This is a genomic window from Paenibacillus nanchangensis (assembly GCF_046543445.1).
Classification (GTDB): Bacteria; Bacillota; Bacilli; order Paenibacillales; family Paenibacillaceae; genus Paenibacillus_AQ; species Paenibacillus_AQ nanchangensis.
The window spans coordinates 1-17,699 of sequence record NZ_JBHOFD010000020.1; the positions used below are offsets into that span (position 1 = coordinate 1).

Genomic DNA, 17,699 nt, shown 5'->3' on the forward strand with positions numbered 1-17,699 from the left:
ACGTTTTTTGCGGGTGGAGAAGTCATAGATAATCTGGACGCCTTGGCTGCGGAGGTCCGCAAGATGGTGGTCAATCCGGCCTGACAAATTCGTGTGGATGGCCTGGTGTTGAAGAATGAACTGCAGATCCCCTTCGCTTAAGGCAAAATCGCCCATGACGCCTTCGACTTTTTCCTTGTGTACCCTGTCGTTATCGTTCAGATCCATGCGGAAGATGGCCGTTTGTCCTTCTTCCTGCGTATGCATGTGAGTCACATCAATGCGCTCCTCACGGAGCTTGTCTAGCATGAGCACTCCATAAGGGTCGCCGCCGACTACGCTGACCATCGACGCGTCTGCGCCAAGCCGGCTCATGTGAATCACGAAATCGACACTGTTTCCTGTGGGATACAACCGGTCTAAATTTTCGTATACGTCTATGCAACAAAACCCAACGCCTGCAACCCGCATATCGTCCCCCCAGTCCTTAAGATGACAACATAAGCTCAGGATTGTATATGTTGTTATAATATAATGTATACCATTGAGGGCAGAGCAAGTCAACATGTAAGCAAATGAAAATGCTTTCTGGATGTTATGTAAATGTTACATTTGGTGAAAACAGCGTCACGGATCTGAGAATTACACAAAAAAAGTGCGAAAATACCCCACAGTTCTGGCATAAACAACAAAAATCCCCGCCTGCTATCAGCTTGAAGAACTGGTGGCAGACTGGGAGCGTACGGTAAACGGAATGAATGGACGGGCAGCGGCCTCTAGCTCTGTCCGCGTTTTCCCGTGTTGATCGTAAAGATGACTTTGCTCGCCATATAGATGGACTGCGAGTAATGGAGCGGCCGGTCTTGGTTGTCATAGCTGACTTTGTCGAGCTGATAAAGCGGTGTACCCCGGTCGCAGTGGAACAGGCTGCATTCATATTCTCCCGCAAGAATCATTTCCAGCGTCTTCTCGGAATACGCAGGCTCGATATCATAACGGTTTTTCATGATTTGATAAGTCGAAAGCGACTCGCCGATAAACTTTTCGATCTCCGGCATCAGACCGAGGTGAAAATACGAGACCTCAATAATAAAAGGCTGATTATCGATGAATAACAGCCGCTGCAGCTTCAGCACCGGGTCACCGGGCTTAATATGGAACGTCTCTGCAAGTTTTTCATCAGCTGAAATAATCCGGTTCGATAAAATCTGCACGCTCGGCGTTTTCCCTGAAGCCGTCGTCAGGTCCGAGAAGCTGCCGACATAAATCAGCTCCCGCTTCTCCTTCGACTCGCGGACATAGCTGCCTTTTCCCTGCTGGCTGTGCAGTACGCCCTCCTCAACCAGATCGCTGATCGCCCTCCGCACCGTAATCCGGCTTACGCCGTATGTACTGCCGATTTCCGCTTCGGGCGGCAGCTTCTGTCCCGGTTGATAGACGCCTTTCTGAATGTCCTCTTTAATGATCTGCTTCAGCTGCATGTAAAGCGGACTTTGGCTGGATACATTTAATTTCATGCCATAACTCCTTTAGTCTCTAATCTCTTCACATTTATCATGTCATATGTTGTCATATGAATTGTTTGCCATTTGTTATCATAATATCATACCGTGTTAGAATAAGAAAATATAAATGCGAGAATGGTTTGTTTGCTTAGATTAGGTACATGATTATTAGATTTAAAAAGCCAGCCGGATCAAGAAAATCGATCCAGCTGGCTTTTATGGGTCTTATTTGCAGATGTTCCTCACAGAGTCTTTCAAAAATCAAATCCCTTAAAACTTATAAGCCTTCATCGCTTTTCTCAGCTCTTTGATCGACGGGCGTTTGCCGTACATCAGCACGCCGGTGCGGTAGATCTTAGCAGAGAGCCAGCCGGCCAGCAGGCAGGTCAGGATCAGGATGACCAGCGAGACGGCGATCTCCCAGAAGGCGACTTCGCCGAGGCCGATCCGCAGCACCATGGACAGCGGCGAGGTGAAAGGTACGAAGCTGGCGATTTTCACCAAAAGCGTATCTGCTGCGGAAATGCTGAACAGCGGAATGTAGAAGGCGGCAAAGCCGAGGAACATGATCGGCATCGTCGCCTGACCGAGCTCTTCCGTTCTGCTGACGATAGAGCCTACCGCGGCATACAGCAGCGCGTACAGGAAGTAACCGAGAATGTAGAGCACAATGCTGTAAGCCAGCAGTCCGATACTAGCTTGATCCAGATGCAGGTCGAACTCTTCCAGAATTCCGCCGTTATGCGGCAGCATCAGGTTAACGGCCACGGTTGCAAAAATCGCAGCGATCTGCAGAATGCCCACCAGGAACACTCCGATGACTTTACCGAACATCTGAGCCAGCGGCGAAGCGCTGGTAATCAGAATCTCCATAATCCGCGAGCTTTTCTCCGACGTGATTTCAGCGGCAATCATATTACCCGTCATCATAATCGACATAAAGAACAGGATCAGCATCACGTACACAATTACAAAATTAATTGGCGAATCAGCTGATTTAGGTTCCCCAGCCGCGCCGCCTTCGGCGTTCAGCTCCTGCTGGTTGATCTGAACCGGCGCATTCATGGCCGCGATCTGATCCGGGGAAAGCGACTCTCCCGCCACAAGCTGTGCATTAACCTGCTGCAGCGCCGGCTGCAGGAAGGCCTGCACCTCCGGGCTCATTTTTCCATCCTTGCTCGTGAAGGTTACGGTTGGCAGAGAGGCAGCCCCCGCGCTTCCTTCCGTTGCGGCCGCAAACTGGAGATAGCCGTCAAGATCGCCTTTATCCAGCGCCTGCTTCAGCTCGGCATTTTCCGCCGAATCGTAGCGGGTAACCTGAATGCCGGTCATCCCTTCCTGGGTTGCATACTGCTCCAGCAAATCGGCCGGACGGCTGTCCGCACCAGCGATTACACCGATTTGAACCTGCGGCGCGCTTCCGCCAGCGGCACCTCCAGTCTCCTCACCTTGGAACACTTTAATCAGGTAAGGAATATTCATTCCGACCGACATCAGCAGCAGAATAATAAGTGTAGTAATCAGGAAAGATCTCGATTTCACCTTGTTTTTAAACGTAAATCCGATAATTGTTCCCATTTTATTCATTGGATTCACCCACCGCTCTGATAAAGATTTGGTTTAACGTAGGCTCTTTCACTTCAAAATGCTCCACTTCACCCTGGTCCATCGCCGTACGGAGAATTTGCTGGGCGGCGGAGACGTCGCTGATGCGGATTAAATACCCGCGCTCCTGACGGTCTACCCCGATGACTCCCGGTATAGCTTCCAGACCGTTTACTTCGCCAGCCGTCCGCAGCAGCACCTCTTCTCTGGGGTACGAATTTTTGATCCCCCGCAGATCGCCCTGCACCACCGTGTTAGAGCGGTGAAGGATGGTGATATTACGGCACAGCTCCTCGACATGTTCCATCCGGTGGGTCGAAAACAAAATGCTGGTACCCGAGTCGCGCAGTTCTTTGACCGTGTCTTTCAGCAGCTCCACATTAACTGGATCAAGTCCGCTGAACGCTTCGTCCAGCACGAGAATTTGCGGCTTATGAATAACGGCGGCGACAAAACCCATTTTTTGCTGATTGCCTTTGGAAAGTTCTTCAATCTTCTTGTTATAATACTCCGGCACATCAAACCGTTCGAGCCAATACTTCAGGTTTTTGTCTGCGTCAGCAGCGGACATGCCGCGGAGCCTGGCCAGATAAATAATTTGGTCGCTGACCTTCAGCTTGGGGTACAAGCCCCGCTCCTCCGGCAGGTAACCCATCATATGCTGCAGTTCGGGGCCAAACGGCTTTCCATTATACAAAATCCGTCCCTCATCCGGGTAAATCAGTCCCAGCACCATCCGCATCGTTGTTGTTTTGCCGGCGCCGTTTGCCCCCAGCAGACCGTAAATTTCCCCCGGGTTTACGCTCAGCGCGATCCGGTTAACCGCGGTTTTGTCTCCGTACTGCTTCACCACATTCTCCAGTTTCAATGCTTCCATCTTTATTTCTCTCCTCTCCTGGGATCAATCAGCGCCGGGCTTTGGCCCTGCGTCCATAACATCAGCACTTCATCCAGCTCCAGACTGCGGTTCTTAATCAACTGTACGCCCAGATCAGCCAGCCGTTTCTCATCGGCCGCAAAACTCCGGGTCGTATAGACCCCGACACCCGGCGTCTCCAGTCTCCAGTCCATGCCATCAGGCAGCTCCGCCTGCAGCTCGCGCAGCTCCTCCTCATCGGCGGCACCTATCCATACCTCATGCCACAGGCCGTACAACGCGTCTTTTTCCGCCATGCCGAGCAGCTTGCCCTGGTGCATCAGCACAATGTAATCCGCAAGACGTCTGATCTCCTCGACAATATGGGTCGAAATGAGCACGGTAGCCTCAGCTTCTTCTATGTATCGCTGCAGCACCTCGATCATGGCTTTCCAGGCAAACGGATCGAGTCCGGAGGAAGGCTCGTCGAGCAGCAGAAGCTTCGGCCGGGCCGCGAGCGCGGCGGCTATCTCGAATTTCCGCCGTTCTCCCTTGGACATCTTGTTCATGCGGACGGTCACCGGCACTTCAAACCTGTCCAGCAGTTCCCTGAAATAACCTTCATCCCATGACGGGTACCAGCGGCTCCGAAAAGCGCCCGCGTGGTTTACGGTCAAGTGATTTTCTTCGGAGGCGGGATGCTCGGGAACATAAGCCAGGGTTTGCCGGATCGAAAGGGGCAGCCCTTCCGGATAAGCGCCGTTCATCCAGCGGATTTCCCCCGAATCGGGGTGAATCAGCTGCATCAGCATACGCATCAAGGTACTTTTGCCCGATCCGTTGCGTCCGACCAAGGCGGTAATGTATCCTTCCGGCAGGCCCATATTCAGCGGCCCGATCGTTTTGTTGCGCCGTTTCTTGCAGACATCCGCCAGTTCAATCGCAAGCTTCATTTCCGTTCCTCCTTCCCTCCGGCTTCTTTATATTTCCGTTCCACAATCTCCAAAAAAATCCGTTTGATCTCTTCCTCTTCGCACCGGACCGACAACCCGACATCAACCGCCGCCTCCAGCGCTTCCGTTACCGCGCTCCGTTTATAATCGTCCCGCGCCCCTTCTCCGACGTGAGCCACGAAGGTGCCGGTTCCCTGCTTGGTCCGCAGCAGTCCTTCACTTTCAAGATCCTGATAAACCCGTCTGACCGTGATAACGCTGCAGTTCAGTCCGCCCGCAAACTCGCGGATCGAGGGGAGCAGCGTGCCTTCCGGAATCGAACCCGTTATAATAAGCGACCGCAGCTGCGTCTCAATTTGATGATAAAGCGGCTCCGCGCTGTTTTCATTGATTTGAATCGGTACCCACACCTTTCACTCCCCACCTTTCCTTTCGCCTGCGCATTATTTGCCTCCAAGTCAGCAGCGGTCAGCTATTCCAGATCCCGGAATCTGACCTTGCGTTCCGTCAGGAGCGCAAACAGCTGCAGCGAGACGATCCCCGTGGCCAGCATTCCCCACATCAGCGGGGAGAGCAAACTCCATTCCAGCGAACATTCCGCACTAAAAATCAGCAGATTGCCGCCGCACACATACACCAGAAAGGAGACACCGAAGGTAAGAACAACAATCCCCATGGTGAGCCAGAAGTACGCTTTGCCGCTTACCATGAACTCGAGGAAAATAAACAAACCTGTCATCGCCAGACCGTAACCGATCCAAGTCAGTGAAAATGCCATATACGAGGATACTGGCAGCTGTTCCCTGACAGGTTTCGCTACGGCATACATCCCTCCGAAATACAGCGAGCCATGAAAGAGAAAAGTCAGCAGCGCCTGAAGCTTGCGCTTCAGCATGACGGTCCGGAAAGGCACCGGCAGACTGCGGAGATAAGCCACCATTCTGGTGTAAGAATTATCGCTGAGGTACTTGAATGCATGGCGCGAGAACGTAAAGCCCATTACAGGGGTCATTGTCAGCAGCAGGTAATCCCCGAACAGCATAGGTTTCCACTCCCCGACGATCTCGCCGATAATCGCACTGGTCATCAGGGAGAGGTAGCCTACAAACAGCAGGCCGTACAGAAACATATATAAAAGTCTCCATTTGTCCGCCCGGACATCGGCGGTGAGGATAAACCATGCATCCTTAAATGTTCTCATAACTGAAATCCCACCTCGCTCGACAAAAACTGATCTGTTCTGTGTGTCCATCTGCATCAGTGTGCTTCGCGTGCCCGTTGGTGTGTTTACTGCAGGGCCGCTATGCTTACCGCATCATCAGTGTGCTTAGGGTATATCACTGTGCTTATTGCATTATCACTGTGCTTATTGCATTATCACTGTGCTTATCGCCATTTTTACTGCACTTATTGCGTTATCACTGTGCTTATCGCATCTTCACTGTGCTCATCGCATCACCGCTGTGCTTAGTGTGCTCTTAGGTGTGCTTACTGTGCATATCTATATACACAGTATATGTCCTGGATTTTCCACTGTCAATCACTTTGGAAAAATAAACCGCAAAAAGGCCATCTCCTCCAATCAGGAAAGATGGCCTTACAGCTTCCTCACTTGCTGTTGAGCGCCGCAACAACGGCTGCAGCGTACACCCGCTTCTTAACTCGTACGGGTGCTGCTGCAGTCTGGCTCTTCAAAAGCTCACATTTTATGGTTGTAATCTATACCCTGTAGCCCGCTTGTGTCAGGCTTTACGCCAGACATCCTGGAACTCCTCCGGATTTTGCTTGAACTGGTCCAGCGCATAGGAACAAGCGGGCAGGATGCGTTTCCCCTGCTTCCGCGCTTCTTCCACGACACTGTCGAGCAGCGTCCGCGCGAGATTTCGCCCGCGGTAAGGCGGGGCAACATACGTATGATTGAGCACCCAAGTGTCGGTCCCCGTCAGCGACAGGTAGGTAATTTCACCGATTAGACCGGCATCTCCGCGCAAGTAGAATCCATCCCCTTCTTTAACCGGTACGGGATTCGCCGGAGCTGACGCAGATGCAGCGCTGTTTTCGGTATCGCGTGTGCCCTTGACTGCATCCTTTGCCTCCATCACGACGGTTTTTGTCTCCTGCACCGACGACTTGATCTGGCCCATAGACTGCCTGAATTCAGCCGATGTATCCTTGGCCTGCTCCACCGTTTCTTGGGCATTTTGTTTCGCTCCGTCGACCGACTGTTTCATCTCATCCACCGAATGCTTAATTCCGTCGATGGACTGCTTGATCTCCTCTACACTCGACTTGATGCCTTTTATCGGATTCTCCATCGGATCGTCCTCCTCTTTCCGGATGCGTGTTGTGCATGGTATACCCTTCATTACCCAGAAAAGAGGCGTTTCTCGCTCGCCGGGAATAGATGTCCGTTTCGGACGAGGCAGCTGACACAATCATTAACCAATTAAAAAGCGGGTTCTGGCAGATAACTGCCGAACCCGCTTTTTAAGCGCATAAACACAAACTAAAAGAAATCATACCTGCGCCATCACACTGTGCCGCCAACAATGGAAACGGCTATGCGCCCAAAATAACCTCCCAGACCGGCTTGGTGTGCCCGCCCGGGTAAAAAACATACAGCAATACATACACCACTACGCCCGTTACAGCCGTTACAAACCACATGACAGCCGTGATCCGGCCCCATTTCCGGTGTTTGGCGTATTTAGCCTGGAAGCCGAGCGTAAGCGTAGTCAGCCCGAACACCGCCGCGACGGTCGCAAGCACAATATGAAAGATCAGGAACACCTGATACAGCGGCTGAAGACTCTCCGGCCCGCCCCAGGAGGTATTCCCCACAAACAGCGTTCGGGATACATACACGATAAAAAACAGCAGCGCGGCGACGGCGGCGTAAATCATCGTTTTCTTGTGCGCGTCGCGTTTGCCCTTGATAATTTGTCTCCAGCCGACCGCCACCAGCACGGCGCTGATCACGATAAACGATGTGCTGATCGTTGGAAACAATGTGAAAATATCCATGACCTTCCTCCTCGGCACCATCTGCCGGGCGTGTATTCGGGATACGCCTTACGCTTCCGCAACCGCGGCGCGCTCGTCCGTCTCCTCCTGCCCGTTCTCTTTTTTATACCAATGATAGAACACATAAGCAAGCATGGACGCGAAAATAAATTCCTGAATGAACTTCATCGCAATCCCGCCGACCTGCTGATCCACCTTGGGGGAGAGGAAAGCAAAAAACGAAGGTCCGCCAAACTGCGCCAGCAGCGCGCCGGTATCCCCGGAGACGCAGTAACCCATCGCCCGGGCCCAGGTTCCCGGGTCGCTGTATGTCGCATATAGCGGTTCAGCGGCAAAAATAATCAGTCCGCAGGCCGGCGTCAGCAGCACCATGTTCAGGAAAATAAAGCCGATTTTTTTCAGGCCGCCTGCCGCCGCCCTGCCATTTGCCGGCTGGATCAGCGTCCACCACATCAGCGCCGAAGCCGCAAACAGGGCGGCGTAATAAAGACGGTGCACCGTGAAATGCAGCATCACATAGTCGTGAACGACCGGCAGGTGATACAGCGAAAACAAACCGTTAAACAGCACAGCCGCCACAATCGGATGTGTCAAAAACCCGGCCCGCCGCAGCAGTCCCCTCCGCTCCATCGCCCGCCACGCATACACGGGAATTCCCAGCATGATCAGCGGCACCGCGATCAAATAAGACAGCGCCATACTGACCATATGAAAAGAGAACATGATATGGCCCAGCAGACTGATCGGCCCTCCCTGGGCCAGGTACAGACAGGCCATGCCCGCTACAAACGACACCCTGCGCCACACGGGTACCGGGTCCGCCTCCTTGATCCGTTCGGACAAGGGACCGATTGCCACAAAATATCCCGCGGTCAGCAGCAGGATCACCGCCAGAAACAGCGGGCTCCACAGATCGGCGAAGCTGAAAAACCCCAGTCCCGGCATGGCGTTTCCTCCTTTTTTTCACATGTGATCCATTCGTATTGACCCCTGCATGGCGCTCCGCGCCTGCCGCAACACTAGAAAATGGAAAAAGGCGGCCTATCGCAGCCGCCTCTTTGCGTATGCCGCCGGATGACTCCGCAGCTAGTTGCGCTTATTCCCACCATACCCAAGCCAGCGCCATGACAATACAGGTGCCGGCTACAAAAAATCCGCCGAGCATAAAGATGATCGGCATCAGATGCCCCTTATCCTTCAGGTGCATCCAAAATCCCATCTGCACAATGACCTGAAGCACGGCCATCGCCAGCAGCAGGATTACCGTAAACGCGGCGTTAACGCCTCCTGCCGCCACAGCGGCAAATGCGATCAGCGTCAGAACGACGGAGAAGGCGAATGCGGCGATATGCTTCTGCGGACCTTCCGGCCGATGCCGGTGTCTGACTGCGCCGTCCCTCGGCGTGTGCTGTTCAGCCATCTTTTACCCCACCTTTCCGAGCAGGTAAACCACGGTAAATATAAATACCCACACGACGTCGATAAAATGCCAATACATGGCCGACACATAAATTTTGGGGGCGGTGACGACTGTCAGCCCTTTCCGGGCCAGCTGGCCGATCAGCACGGAGATCCACAGGATGCCAAACGCAACGTGCGCGCCGTGGAAACCGACCAGAGTATAAAAAGCGGAGCTGAAGGCACTTGTCGTCATACCGAACTCTTTGTGCTTCACATACTCGGTGAACTCGTAAATCTCAAGGGCGAGGAACGCCGCGCCCAGCACTACCGTAATGATCAGCCAGTTTCGCAGCACGGCCGGCCGGTTTTTGTGCATCGCCTGAATCGCAAATACGCTGGTCAAACTGCTGACGAGCAGCAGAAAGGTCGCGGCCGCCACAAGCGGCAGGTGAAACAGCTCGTTTGCGGTTGGACCTTCGTTCGTCTGATTGCGCAGCGCCAGGAACGTGGCAAACAGCGTGCCGAACAACACGGCTTCGCCGCCGAGGAACAGCCAAAACGCCAGTACCTTGTTGCGGCCTTCAAGGGTTGCTTTTTCCGGTTCGTGCGGCAGCCCGCCGTCCGCCGTCTCCGCATGTGCGGTAGTCATCGCTTGTTCCTCCCTTCCAGCTCTTCCGGCTCGATATGCCAGCCGTGATCGTCATACAGGGAACGCGCCAGCATTGCGCCAAACGTAATCAGCAGTCCAACGCCGGTCACAATGTAGTTATTGAACAGGAAGCCTAAAAACGCGCTATTGAACTCGTCGCGGCTGAACATGAAGCCAAGCCCCGCGATGAAGATGCCGACCGACATAATAAACGGCAGCGCCGTCGGGGACGGCATATGGATCGAACCCACCGGCTCCGCAGGCGTCATGCCGGCATGGCCGGCTGTTTTTTCTTTCCAGAGCGCATCGATACCCCGGACAAGCGGCGTCTGCTTGAAGTTGTATTCCGGAGGCGGAGAAGGAATGCTCCACTCCAATGTCCGTCCGTCTTCCCACGGATCGTCGGCGACCCCCTTCGGCTGCCGGAACGACTGGGCAACGTTAGTCAGGAACAAAATCGTTCCGACGCCCATCAGTCCCGCGCCAATTGTGCTGACGAGGTTAAGCAGGTCAAAGTCCTGATTCGGCAAATAAGTGAATACGCGGCGCTGCATCCCCATCAAGCCCAGGAAATGCTGGACAAAAAACGTCATATGGAAGCCGATAATGAACGTCCAGAACGTCCACTTGGCCAGGCCTTCGTGCAGCATGCGCCCGAACATTTTGGGCCACCAGTAATGCAGGCCCGCAAACAGGCCGAGCACCAGGCCGCCTACGATAACATAATGGAAATGCGCGACAACAAAATACGTATCGTGGAACTGGAAGTCCGCCGGAGCGGAGGCCAGCATAACCCCGGTCACCCCGCCCATCGTAAAGGTCGGAATGAAGCCGACCGCAAACAGGTTGGGACTCGTGAACCGGACCTGGCCGCCCCACATCGTAAACAGCCAGTTAAAGATCTTGATACCCGTCGGCACGGCAATCAGCATGGTGGAGACGGAGAACAAAGCGTTGGCGACAGGACCCAGTCCCGTGGTGAACATGTGGTGCGCCCACACCATGAAGCCGAGGAACGCGATCAGAATCGTCGCGAACACCATCGAGCTGTAGCCGAACAGCCGCTTGCGCGAGAAGGTCGGGATCACTTCGGAAATGATGCCGAATGCCGGCAGAATCAGAATGTACACTTCGGGATGGCCGAAGATCCAGAAGATATGCTGCCACAGAACCGAGTTCCCGCCCGCGGACGTATCAAAGAAATTGGCGCCGAGAATCCGGTCAAACGTCAGCAGCACCAGACCCACTGTAATTGCAGGAAAAGCGAACAAAATAATGGCGGATGTGATAAATGTTGTCCAGGCGAACATCGGCATCCGCATAAAGGACATCCCCGGCGCCCGCATCGTAATGATGGTGGCCAGGAAGTTGATGCCGCCGATGAGCGTGCCTAGACCCGCTATCTGCAGGCCGATCGTATAAAAGTCCACCCCGTGCGATTCGCTATACTGCGTGGTCGACAGCGGCGTATACGCGGTCCAGCCCGCGTCCGGCGCGCCGCCCATGACCCAGCTCAGGTTCAGCAGCAGGCCGCCGAACAGAAACGTCCAGAAGCCAAGCGAGTTCAAAAACGGGAACGCTACGTCCCGCGCGCCAATCTGCAGCGGAATGACCGCATTCATCAGCGCAAAGATCACCGGCATGACACCCAGGAAAATCATGGTGGTTCCGTGCATCGTAATCAATTCGTTAAACGTCTGCGCGTCCAGAAAATCATTCATTGGCTTGATCAGCTGAATCCGGATCAAGATCGCCTCGATGCCGCCGATGCCGAAAAACAGGCCGCCCGCGAGCAAGTACAAGATGGCTATTTTTTTATGGTCGACGGTCGTGATCCAATCCATCAGCCCCGTATGCCGCTTGACGCCATGCGCCCGGCCCAGCTGCTGCGAAGGATGTATGGTATGCGCGTTAGCCAAGGGTCCCAACCTCCTATTCAAATATGCGTCCGATCAGGGGTGAATCAGTAGTCCAGTTTGTAGTTGGCCAAATATTCCGCAATACCGTCGATTTCCTCGTCGCTCAGGCCCAGGTCTTTCTTCGGATCCGGCATTTTGTTGCCCGGCTTGGTACCCTGCGTGTCGTGCAGCCAGGTCTTCAGGTTCTCTTCAATCGGGGCACCGTCTTCGCCTGTATCGTCATTCAGCAAAATACCGGCCACCGATTCACGTGAACCAATTCCCGTCAGATTCGGCCCCGCAATTCCGCCCTGGTCGCCCACCGCATGGCAGCTCAGGCATTGCGTCTTAAACTTCTCGGCTAGAGCGGGATCCTCGATCAGCACCGCAGGCGCTTTCATTGCTTCCACCCAGCCGTTAAAATCCGCTTCATTGACGGCCTTGACCTTAAATTCCATAAATCCGTGCGACGGACCGCACAGCTCCGCGCATTTCCCCCGGTATACGCCTTCATTTGGCGCACTGAAGCTGAACCGGTTAATGGTTCCGTCGGGGTTCGTGTCGATTTTGCCTGCCAGGGAAGGCACCCAAAACGAGTGGAGCACATCCGCGGTCTTCAGTTCAAAAGCGATGTCTTTGTCCGTAGGGATCACAAGCTCCTGTCCCGTTACGATTCCGTAATCCGGGTACTCGAATTCCCACCAGTATTGATGGCCCGTGACTTTTACTTTTACGGCATTTTTGTCGTTCCAGTGATCGTTGGATGCGGCGAACACTTCCTTCACCGTGGGAACCGCCAGTACAACAATTAAAATGAGCGGAATCGCCGTCCAGATTACTTCAAGCTTGAAGTTTCCTTCCACCTGTTCCGGAATCTCATTTTGCCCCGGTCTCCTCCGGTACCGGACCATAACAAAGGCCGCGATCGAAAAGACAATGAGCAGCACGACGATCATGATGGTGATCGACAGCTTCATCAGTCCGAACGAGCTCTCCGCCGCGGGTCCCTGCGGCCGGAGTGCAGACAAATCCTCGCGGCCGCAGCCCGCAAGGAACAGAAATACCGCCGCCATGGGAAGGAGTCGCTTCACAGCTTGCCACGTTTTCATCATCGTTTCTACCCCGCTTCTCCCGTTTTCGTAGAACGTGTAGCACTTTGCATCTTCCGATTCAACTCGCTCCCGGGCACAACCTATGTACAGCTTAACCTCTTGGCTCCGCCGTATTAGCGAAGCCCTCCCAGGGGTTGACGCAAAACGCCGAGCATAATTCTGTCAATTAAAACAATCACTATAAATATAAGTTTCAAGGGGGTGTTTGTCAATCGTTCACAAGTAATTCACAATATATTCGAAATTTGTACAAAGTCCTGAAATCACTGGAATTGCAATCGGTTTCAGAAAACGCATGCAGGGTTTTGCAGGAAATAAAGCGTCTTCAACCAGGGAATCGAACTGTTCAAGATTTGACTTTAATTAGGCTTTTCTGTCTCGGCCCTTCAAGGCGGCCTGTCCAACAAAAAAACCGTTCCCCGGCAGCCGGTCGGCGCAGGGTCACGGTTTATCTCCACTTTAATGTATGTCTAATTATATAGGGTGCGTCGCTTAAGAGACCGAAGAATTCATTCGGACCAGCTCATGCTCCACAACCATCGTTAACTCCTCTTCATAGCCTCCCGTGATCCGGTATTTCCGGACATACTCCTTCACGAATTTTTTGGGATCCTTGGGCCGGAAAATACGCGTCATTTCCCGTAGACTTTCCTTGACTTCGTTGTGACCTTTGCTTGCCATGATCAGTTCCCTCCCAAAACATTGAAAAATGAATGCTCCGTTGTAGAGAATGCATGATGAAAAGTCTGCCGTAACTTCGAAATGCAAGCCTGGTATAAGCCGCTTGCATTTACCGCTGTGAATCGGCGGGTGAAGCAGGTTCGTCGTGGTTTGGGCTGAGAGCTAGGCCAGTTCCTTCCGGAGGCGGAGGCTCTAACTTTGAAGTTACCCGATTCGGCAAATCGTGAATCAAGCCGCCGGCCGGGGGCCTTGTCGCTTTATTGTATCATATTCCGCCCCAAGTTCCACATTTCCTGAAAATTACGGGCGGCCCTTTTTATTTTTTTTCAAGGACGTTTGCTCCTTGCGGAGCGTTTTTGCGGAGCACTGTCGGTGTTAAGACCCGCTTCGGGGGTACGCCGGGACTTTGATGGCGGTGCGGCCAGTCTGCGCTGGCGATCGATCACCCTGTGCCCGCAGTGCGTCAGTCAGCGTTGACAGTGCATCAGCCAACGGTGACAGTGCATTAGTTAAGGTCGGTATTGCATCATTCAGCGTTGACAGTGCGTCCAGCCAACGATGACAGTGCATTAATCAACGTCGGCATTGCATCAATCAGCGTTGACAGTGCGTCCAGCCTGCGCCGGCTGCGTTCCGTGATATCATCTAACTGACGGCACTGCTTGTCTCCGCCGTCAACTCATCCTTTCAAACTTGGCCGGGGAACAAGCCGCTGATTTTGGGTAATCATAATTCACAAAGCCGTACGTTCCGCTTAACAGCATTTTCCGGTTTGGTAAATTGGCGCCGTAAGGGCGTCTCATCCCAAAGGAGGACCTATGACGTTCACCAGACCTTTGCTGCAATACCCGCATAGCGCGGTTCCCCAGATGGAGACCGGCCGGCCGGAAGACGCGGATACCCACCCGGCTGCGCTGGAACAGGCCGACCGGATGATCCGGGAAGATTACCCGCTCATGCGCAGCCTGCTTGTTGCCAGGCGCGGGAAGCTGATTTTTGAGCAATATTACGGGGAGGGCGGCCCAGCGGTTCTGAACGATCTGCGCTCAGCCACCAAAGGCTATACCTCTGTGCTTGCCGGCATCGCGATTGACCGAGGGGATATGCCCGGCATTGATACACCGGTTGCCGAAGCGCTGAAACGCCATGTTCCTTTTCTTCATTCGGAGCATCTGCCGCAGGTGACCTTGAAGCATCTTTTGACCATGACGTCCGGGTTCCGCTGGGCAACCGGCAAAAAGCTGGGCGAACCGATGATCCGGCAGTTTCACCGGAGCAGGCGGTGGGGCTCGTATGCGCTTAGTCTCCCGATCGATCCCGACCGGATTGGCTCGTTTCAATACCGCAGTCCGGACTCGCACCTCATCTCCATGATCCTGTCCGAATCGGCGGGGACGGATGCGTTCAGTTATGCGCTTACGCATCTTTTCCCGGCGCTTGGCATCCGGCATGCCGCATGGACCGCAAGCCCAGAAGGGCACAGCATGGGCCATGTGGGGCTGTATCTAACCTCGCGGGATATGGTGAAGTTCGGACTTTGCCTTCTGAATGGAGGCCGGTATGGGGAAACCCAGGTTATTCCATCTGGCTGGCTTGATGAAGCGCTCTCCATTCAGGTTGAGGGCTACCCCGCTTACGGCGATTATGGCTACCAGTTCTGGATCGGCACAATGAACGGCCAGACGTACCGTCTTGCCCACGGACACGGCGGTCAGCAGATCCTGCTTCTGCCCGATCTGGAAGCGGTCATCGTGTACACCGCCGACAGCAAAGTGGCAAGGTGGAAGCATCCCCGCCGGATTACGGCGACCTGCCTGATTCCCGCCATGACCGGTAAAACGGAATGAGCTGACCCTTTGCCGGGCGGCGTCCAGAGGTACGCAGCAGGACCCCAATATCGTGCATTTCCTTTTCGAATTTAATTGGCCCGTAAAGCGGGCATTTGCCGGAGAATCGCTGAATTACGCTTTGTTTAGACAACGCTGTGTTTTTAACACATAAAAAAAGGCAGTCTCACGCGCTATCCGAAACTTGTGCATACCCGTCCCGCCCGGGGCATAGCCTGGTAGTACAAGATAAGGAGCGTGAACGGTAATGCGGGCATTTAAATCCTCCACCGGCCTTCCCGAGCATTTGGCGGGGGCGCTGTGTTATCTCGTGCCGTTTGTCGGCGGAATCGTGTTTCTCGGATTGGAGCAGCGCAGCCGGTTTGTTCTGTTCCATGCGCTGCAGTCGCTGATTGCTTTCGGCCTGCTGATGGTGCTGCACGTGCTGGCGGGCCTGGTTCCCCTGCTTGGCCCGCTGCTTGCCGCCCTCTGTTTTTTGACCGGGTTGGCCTTATGGCTGCTGATGATCTTCCAGGCGCTGCGGGGGAACTGGTACCGTCTGCCCTGGGCCGGCGCCTTGGCCGAACGGCAGCTGCGGCATCTTTAACGGCAGTTGCGGCTGCCCTGGGCCCGGGCCTTGGCCGAACGGCAGCTGCGGCATCTTTAAGGGAGGGTTCCCTTTTTCTGTTCCTGCTAGAGTCTGTACGTTTACGGACACAGAGGACTTTATTTGCTAATTATTCCGTGTTTTGGCAGAGTTTCGGACTCAGATGCACCTATTTACGCGGAGAAGCCATAGTTTATATGTTTTCGGTACGAATAACGGATTTGGAGTCCGCCAGGCCTACAAAAGCCCAAGAATTTCAGAAATAACGTCCTCTGGGTCCGCCAAGACCTCCGTATCGCGTTCTGTGATAGTCCGATGCGGGTTGTCACAGGAGAGGATTCGGTTCCAAAGTGTTATGTATAATGGGGATCGATCTGCCAATAAACAGGTGTAGGTCCAGGGTTGATAGCATTTCGTAACCCATCACGGAATCGTTTGACTAATCCTTGTTTCCTTAATTTACAGTTTGCATACACACCCTAGCATCCGCGGTTCCTTTTTGCCTGCCCGGCCCTTACAATAAAGCAGACACGGGATGATCTACGATTTTCATTTGGGGGAAACGAAGTGTATCTGTTCATCATTAATCCGCGGGCGGGAGGCGGAGCAGGGAGCAAAATGTGGCAGCGGGCCGAGCGGCTGCTGAAGTCCCGGGGAACCCCGTACCGCTCGTTGTTCACAGCAAGCGCTGAAGAAGCCGGCGGTCAGATTATGGAGGCGCTGGCGGAGAGGACGGACTGGGCGGCTGCGGTAGTCGTCGGCGGCGACGGCACCGTGCACAGCGCGCTGCCCGCGCTGCGGGCGTCCGGCGTGCCGCTGGGCGTCATCCCCGCGGGCTCGGGCAACGACACCGCCCGCGGCTTCCGGATTCCGCGGGAGCCGGAGGCCGCTCTGGAGCTGGCGCTAGCGGCCACGCCGGTGCCGGCTGATCTGCTTGCCGGAGGCGGCGGCTGCTCGCTGACGGCCATCGCCTCCGGCTTTGACGCGGCGGTGGCCGAGAACGTCAATGCCAGCCTGTACAAGCGGCTCTGCAACGCCGTCAAAGCAGGCCGGCTGGCGTATCTCATCGGCGTGATCCACACGCTGATGACCTACCGGACAAGCCGCGTTACCGTAACATGCGACGGCCAGGAGCATACATACGACAACACATGGCTTGTCGCGGTATGCGGCCTGCCGAGCTACGGCGGCGGGCTGCCGATCTGCCCGCAGGCGTCGGCGGACGACGGGCTGCTCGACGTCTGCGTCGTGCACGGCTGCGGGCGGCTGCGGCTGCTGCGCCTGCTGCCCCGGCTGCTGCGGGGCAGCCACGTGACGCTGCCGTACGTCGCCATGCTGCGCGGACGCAGCGTCACGGCCGCCTTCGCCGAGCCGCGGCCCGTCATCGGCGACGGCGAGCGCCTCGGGGCGCAGCCGCTGGCCGTCCGCTGCGAGCCTGCGGCGCTGCGGGTGCTCGCCGGGCCCGCCGCGCCGCAGGCGCCGGAGGCCGCTGCAGGGCTGCACGGCGGCGCAGCGGGGCCGCACGCCGCCAAACCAGACGGCCGGCGCATACGCTAAGCCCCGGCCCCCGCAAACCAAACAAGCCGGAAGAACCTCTGCAGCA

Annotated in this window: 18 protein-coding genes; 3 read left to right on the top strand and 15 right to left on the bottom strand. The window is 54.8% G+C overall.

Annotation, left to right across the window (positions count from 1 at the left end):
- The 15 genes from ACE6ED_RS16590 to ACE6ED_RS16660 all read right to left on the bottom strand — a co-directional run.
- The coding region (locus tag ACE6ED_RS16590; RefSeq protein WP_410828441.1) for a PfkB family carbohydrate kinase at positions 1-354 on the bottom strand (354 nt) is incomplete at its 3' end.
- Positions 355-755: 401 nt separating this feature from the next.
- Entirely contained in the window at positions 756-1,496 is a 741-nt protein-coding gene (locus tag ACE6ED_RS16595) for a UTRA domain-containing protein (protein WP_410828315.1), read from the bottom strand.
- Positions 1,497-1,754: 258 nt separating this feature from the next.
- On the bottom strand, positions 1,755-3,071 hold the full coding sequence (locus ACE6ED_RS16600; protein ID WP_410828317.1) for an ABC transporter permease: 1,317 nt from the start codon (positions 3,069-3,071) through the stop codon (positions 1,755-1,757).
- Entirely contained in the window at positions 3,064-3,966 is a 903-nt protein-coding gene (locus ACE6ED_RS16605; RefSeq protein ID WP_410828318.1) for an ABC transporter ATP-binding protein, read from the bottom strand. The genes ACE6ED_RS16600 and ACE6ED_RS16605 overlap by 8 nt, the downstream gene beginning before the upstream one ends.
- Positions 3,967-3,968: 2 nt before the next feature.
- Entirely contained in the window at positions 3,969-4,898 is a 930-nt protein-coding gene (locus ACE6ED_RS16610) for an ABC transporter ATP-binding protein (protein ID WP_410828319.1), read from the bottom strand.
- On the bottom strand, positions 4,895-5,308 hold the full coding sequence (locus tag ACE6ED_RS16615; RefSeq protein ID WP_410828320.1) for a GntR family transcriptional regulator: 414 nt from the start codon (positions 5,306-5,308) through the stop codon (positions 4,895-4,897). The genes ACE6ED_RS16610 and ACE6ED_RS16615 overlap by 4 nt, the downstream gene beginning before the upstream one ends.
- A 62-nt stretch (positions 5,309-5,370) precedes the next feature.
- A complete protein-coding gene (locus ACE6ED_RS16620; protein WP_410828321.1) occupies positions 5,371-6,099 on the bottom strand; it encodes a hypothetical protein in 729 nt (242 codons plus the stop codon).
- A 541-nt stretch (positions 6,100-6,640) separates the two neighbouring features.
- Positions 6,641-7,213 (bottom strand): GNAT family N-acetyltransferase, encoded by a 573-nt coding sequence (locus ACE6ED_RS16625; protein ID WP_410828322.1) that lies wholly within the window; start codon positions 7,211-7,213, stop codon positions 6,641-6,643.
- A gap of 244 nt (positions 7,214-7,457) precedes the next feature.
- The gene (locus ACE6ED_RS16630) at positions 7,458-7,922 is read right to left on the bottom strand and encodes a DUF420 domain-containing protein (protein ID WP_410828323.1); all 465 of its coding nucleotides are present in this window, start codon (positions 7,920-7,922) and stop codon (positions 7,458-7,460) included.
- A gap of 48 nt (positions 7,923-7,970) precedes the next feature.
- Positions 7,971-8,867 (bottom strand): cytochrome c oxidase assembly factor CtaG, encoded by an 897-nt coding sequence (gene ctaG / locus ACE6ED_RS16635; RefSeq protein WP_410828324.1) that lies wholly within the window; start codon positions 8,865-8,867, stop codon positions 7,971-7,973.
- Positions 8,868-9,018: 151 nt separating this feature from the next.
- A complete protein-coding gene (locus ACE6ED_RS16640) occupies positions 9,019-9,342 on the bottom strand; it encodes a cytochrome C oxidase subunit IV family protein (RefSeq protein ID WP_410828325.1) in 324 nt (107 codons plus the stop codon).
- A 3-nt stretch (positions 9,343-9,345) separates the two neighbouring features.
- Positions 9,346-9,972, bottom strand: a complete 627-nt coding sequence (locus tag ACE6ED_RS16645; RefSeq protein WP_410828326.1) for a cytochrome (ubi)quinol oxidase subunit III — start codon at positions 9,970-9,972, stop codon at positions 9,346-9,348.
- A complete protein-coding gene (ctaD, locus tag ACE6ED_RS16650) occupies positions 9,969-11,816 on the bottom strand; it encodes a cytochrome c oxidase subunit I (RefSeq protein WP_410828442.1) in 1,848 nt (615 codons plus the stop codon). The genes ACE6ED_RS16645 and ctaD overlap by 4 nt, the downstream gene beginning before the upstream one ends.
- A gap of 119 nt (positions 11,817-11,935) precedes the next feature.
- Positions 11,936-12,982 (bottom strand): cytochrome c oxidase subunit II, encoded by a 1,047-nt coding sequence (gene coxB, locus ACE6ED_RS16655; RefSeq protein ID WP_410828327.1) that lies wholly within the window; start codon positions 12,980-12,982, stop codon positions 11,936-11,938.
- 492 nt (positions 12,983-13,474) lie between these two features.
- Entirely contained in the window at positions 13,475-13,663 is a 189-nt protein-coding gene (locus tag ACE6ED_RS16660; protein WP_019913840.1) for a hypothetical protein, read from the bottom strand.
- Between the two features lie 818 nt (positions 13,664-14,481).
- Between ACE6ED_RS16660 and ACE6ED_RS16665 the strand changes: the two genes are divergently transcribed.
- The 3 genes from ACE6ED_RS16665 to ACE6ED_RS16675 all read left to right on the top strand — a co-directional run bounded on the left by ACE6ED_RS16665 (position 14,482) and on the right by ACE6ED_RS16675 (position 17,653).
- On the top strand, positions 14,482-15,510 hold the full coding sequence (locus tag ACE6ED_RS16665) for a serine hydrolase domain-containing protein (RefSeq protein WP_410828328.1): 1,029 nt from the start codon (positions 14,482-14,484) through the stop codon (positions 15,508-15,510).
- A 247-nt stretch (positions 15,511-15,757) separates the two neighbouring features.
- Positions 15,758-16,096 carry a DUF4870 domain-containing protein gene (locus ACE6ED_RS16670; protein ID WP_410828329.1) on the top strand — a complete coding sequence of 113 codons (339 nt, stop codon included), beginning with the start codon at positions 15,758-15,760 and terminating at the stop codon, positions 16,094-16,096.
- A gap of 567 nt (positions 16,097-16,663) precedes the next feature.
- A complete protein-coding gene (locus tag ACE6ED_RS16675) occupies positions 16,664-17,653 on the top strand; it encodes a diacylglycerol/lipid kinase family protein (protein ID WP_410828330.1) in 990 nt (329 codons plus the stop codon).
- Positions 17,654-17,699 lie beyond the last annotated feature (46 nt).

Excerpts from the sequence above, each read along its gene's own strand:
- ACE6ED_RS16595 (WP_410828315.1), bottom strand. The coding sequence starts at position 1,496 with ATGAAATTAAATGTATCCAGCCAAAGTCCGCTTTACATGCAGCTGAAG.
- ACE6ED_RS16600 (WP_410828317.1), bottom strand. The coding sequence starts at position 3,071 with ATGAATAAAATGGGAACAATTATCGGATTTACGTTTAAAAACAAGGTG.
- ACE6ED_RS16605 (WP_410828318.1), bottom strand. The coding sequence starts at position 3,966 with ATGGAAGCATTGAAACTGGAGAATGTGGTGAAGCAGTACGGAGACAAA.
- ACE6ED_RS16610 (WP_410828319.1), bottom strand. The coding sequence starts at position 4,898 with ATGAAGCTTGCGATTGAACTGGCGGATGTCTGCAAGAAACGGCGCAAC.
- ACE6ED_RS16620 (WP_410828321.1), bottom strand. The coding sequence starts at position 6,099 with ATGAGAACATTTAAGGATGCATGGTTTATCCTCACCGCCGATGTCCGG.
- ACE6ED_RS16625 (WP_410828322.1), bottom strand. The coding sequence starts at position 7,213 with ATGGAGAATCCGATAAAAGGCATCAAGTCGAGTGTAGAGGAGATCAAG.
- ACE6ED_RS16630 (WP_410828323.1), bottom strand. The coding sequence starts at position 7,922 with ATGGATATTTTCACATTGTTTCCAACGATCAGCACATCGTTTATCGTG.
- ctaG (WP_410828324.1), bottom strand. The coding sequence starts at position 8,867 with ATGCCGGGACTGGGGTTTTTCAGCTTCGCCGATCTGTGGAGCCCGCTG.
- ACE6ED_RS16640 (WP_410828325.1), bottom strand. The coding sequence starts at position 9,342 with ATGGCTGAACAGCACACGCCGAGGGACGGCGCAGTCAGACACCGGCAT.
- ACE6ED_RS16645 (WP_410828326.1), bottom strand. The coding sequence starts at position 9,972 with ATGACTACCGCACATGCGGAGACGGCGGACGGCGGGCTGCCGCACGAA.
- ctaD (WP_410828442.1), bottom strand. The coding sequence starts at position 11,816 with ATGGATTGGATCACGACCGTCGACCATAAAAAAATAGCCATCTTGTAC.
- coxB (WP_410828327.1), bottom strand. The coding sequence starts at position 12,982 with ATGATGAAAACGTGGCAAGCTGTGAAGCGACTCCTTCCCATGGCGGCG.
- ACE6ED_RS16660 (WP_019913840.1), bottom strand. The coding sequence starts at position 13,663 with ATGGCAAGCAAAGGTCACAACGAAGTCAAGGAAAGTCTACGGGAAATG.
- ACE6ED_RS16665 (WP_410828328.1), top strand. The coding sequence starts at position 14,482 with ATGACGTTCACCAGACCTTTGCTGCAATACCCGCATAGCGCGGTTCCC.
- ACE6ED_RS16670 (WP_410828329.1), top strand. The coding sequence starts at position 15,758 with ATGCGGGCATTTAAATCCTCCACCGGCCTTCCCGAGCATTTGGCGGGG.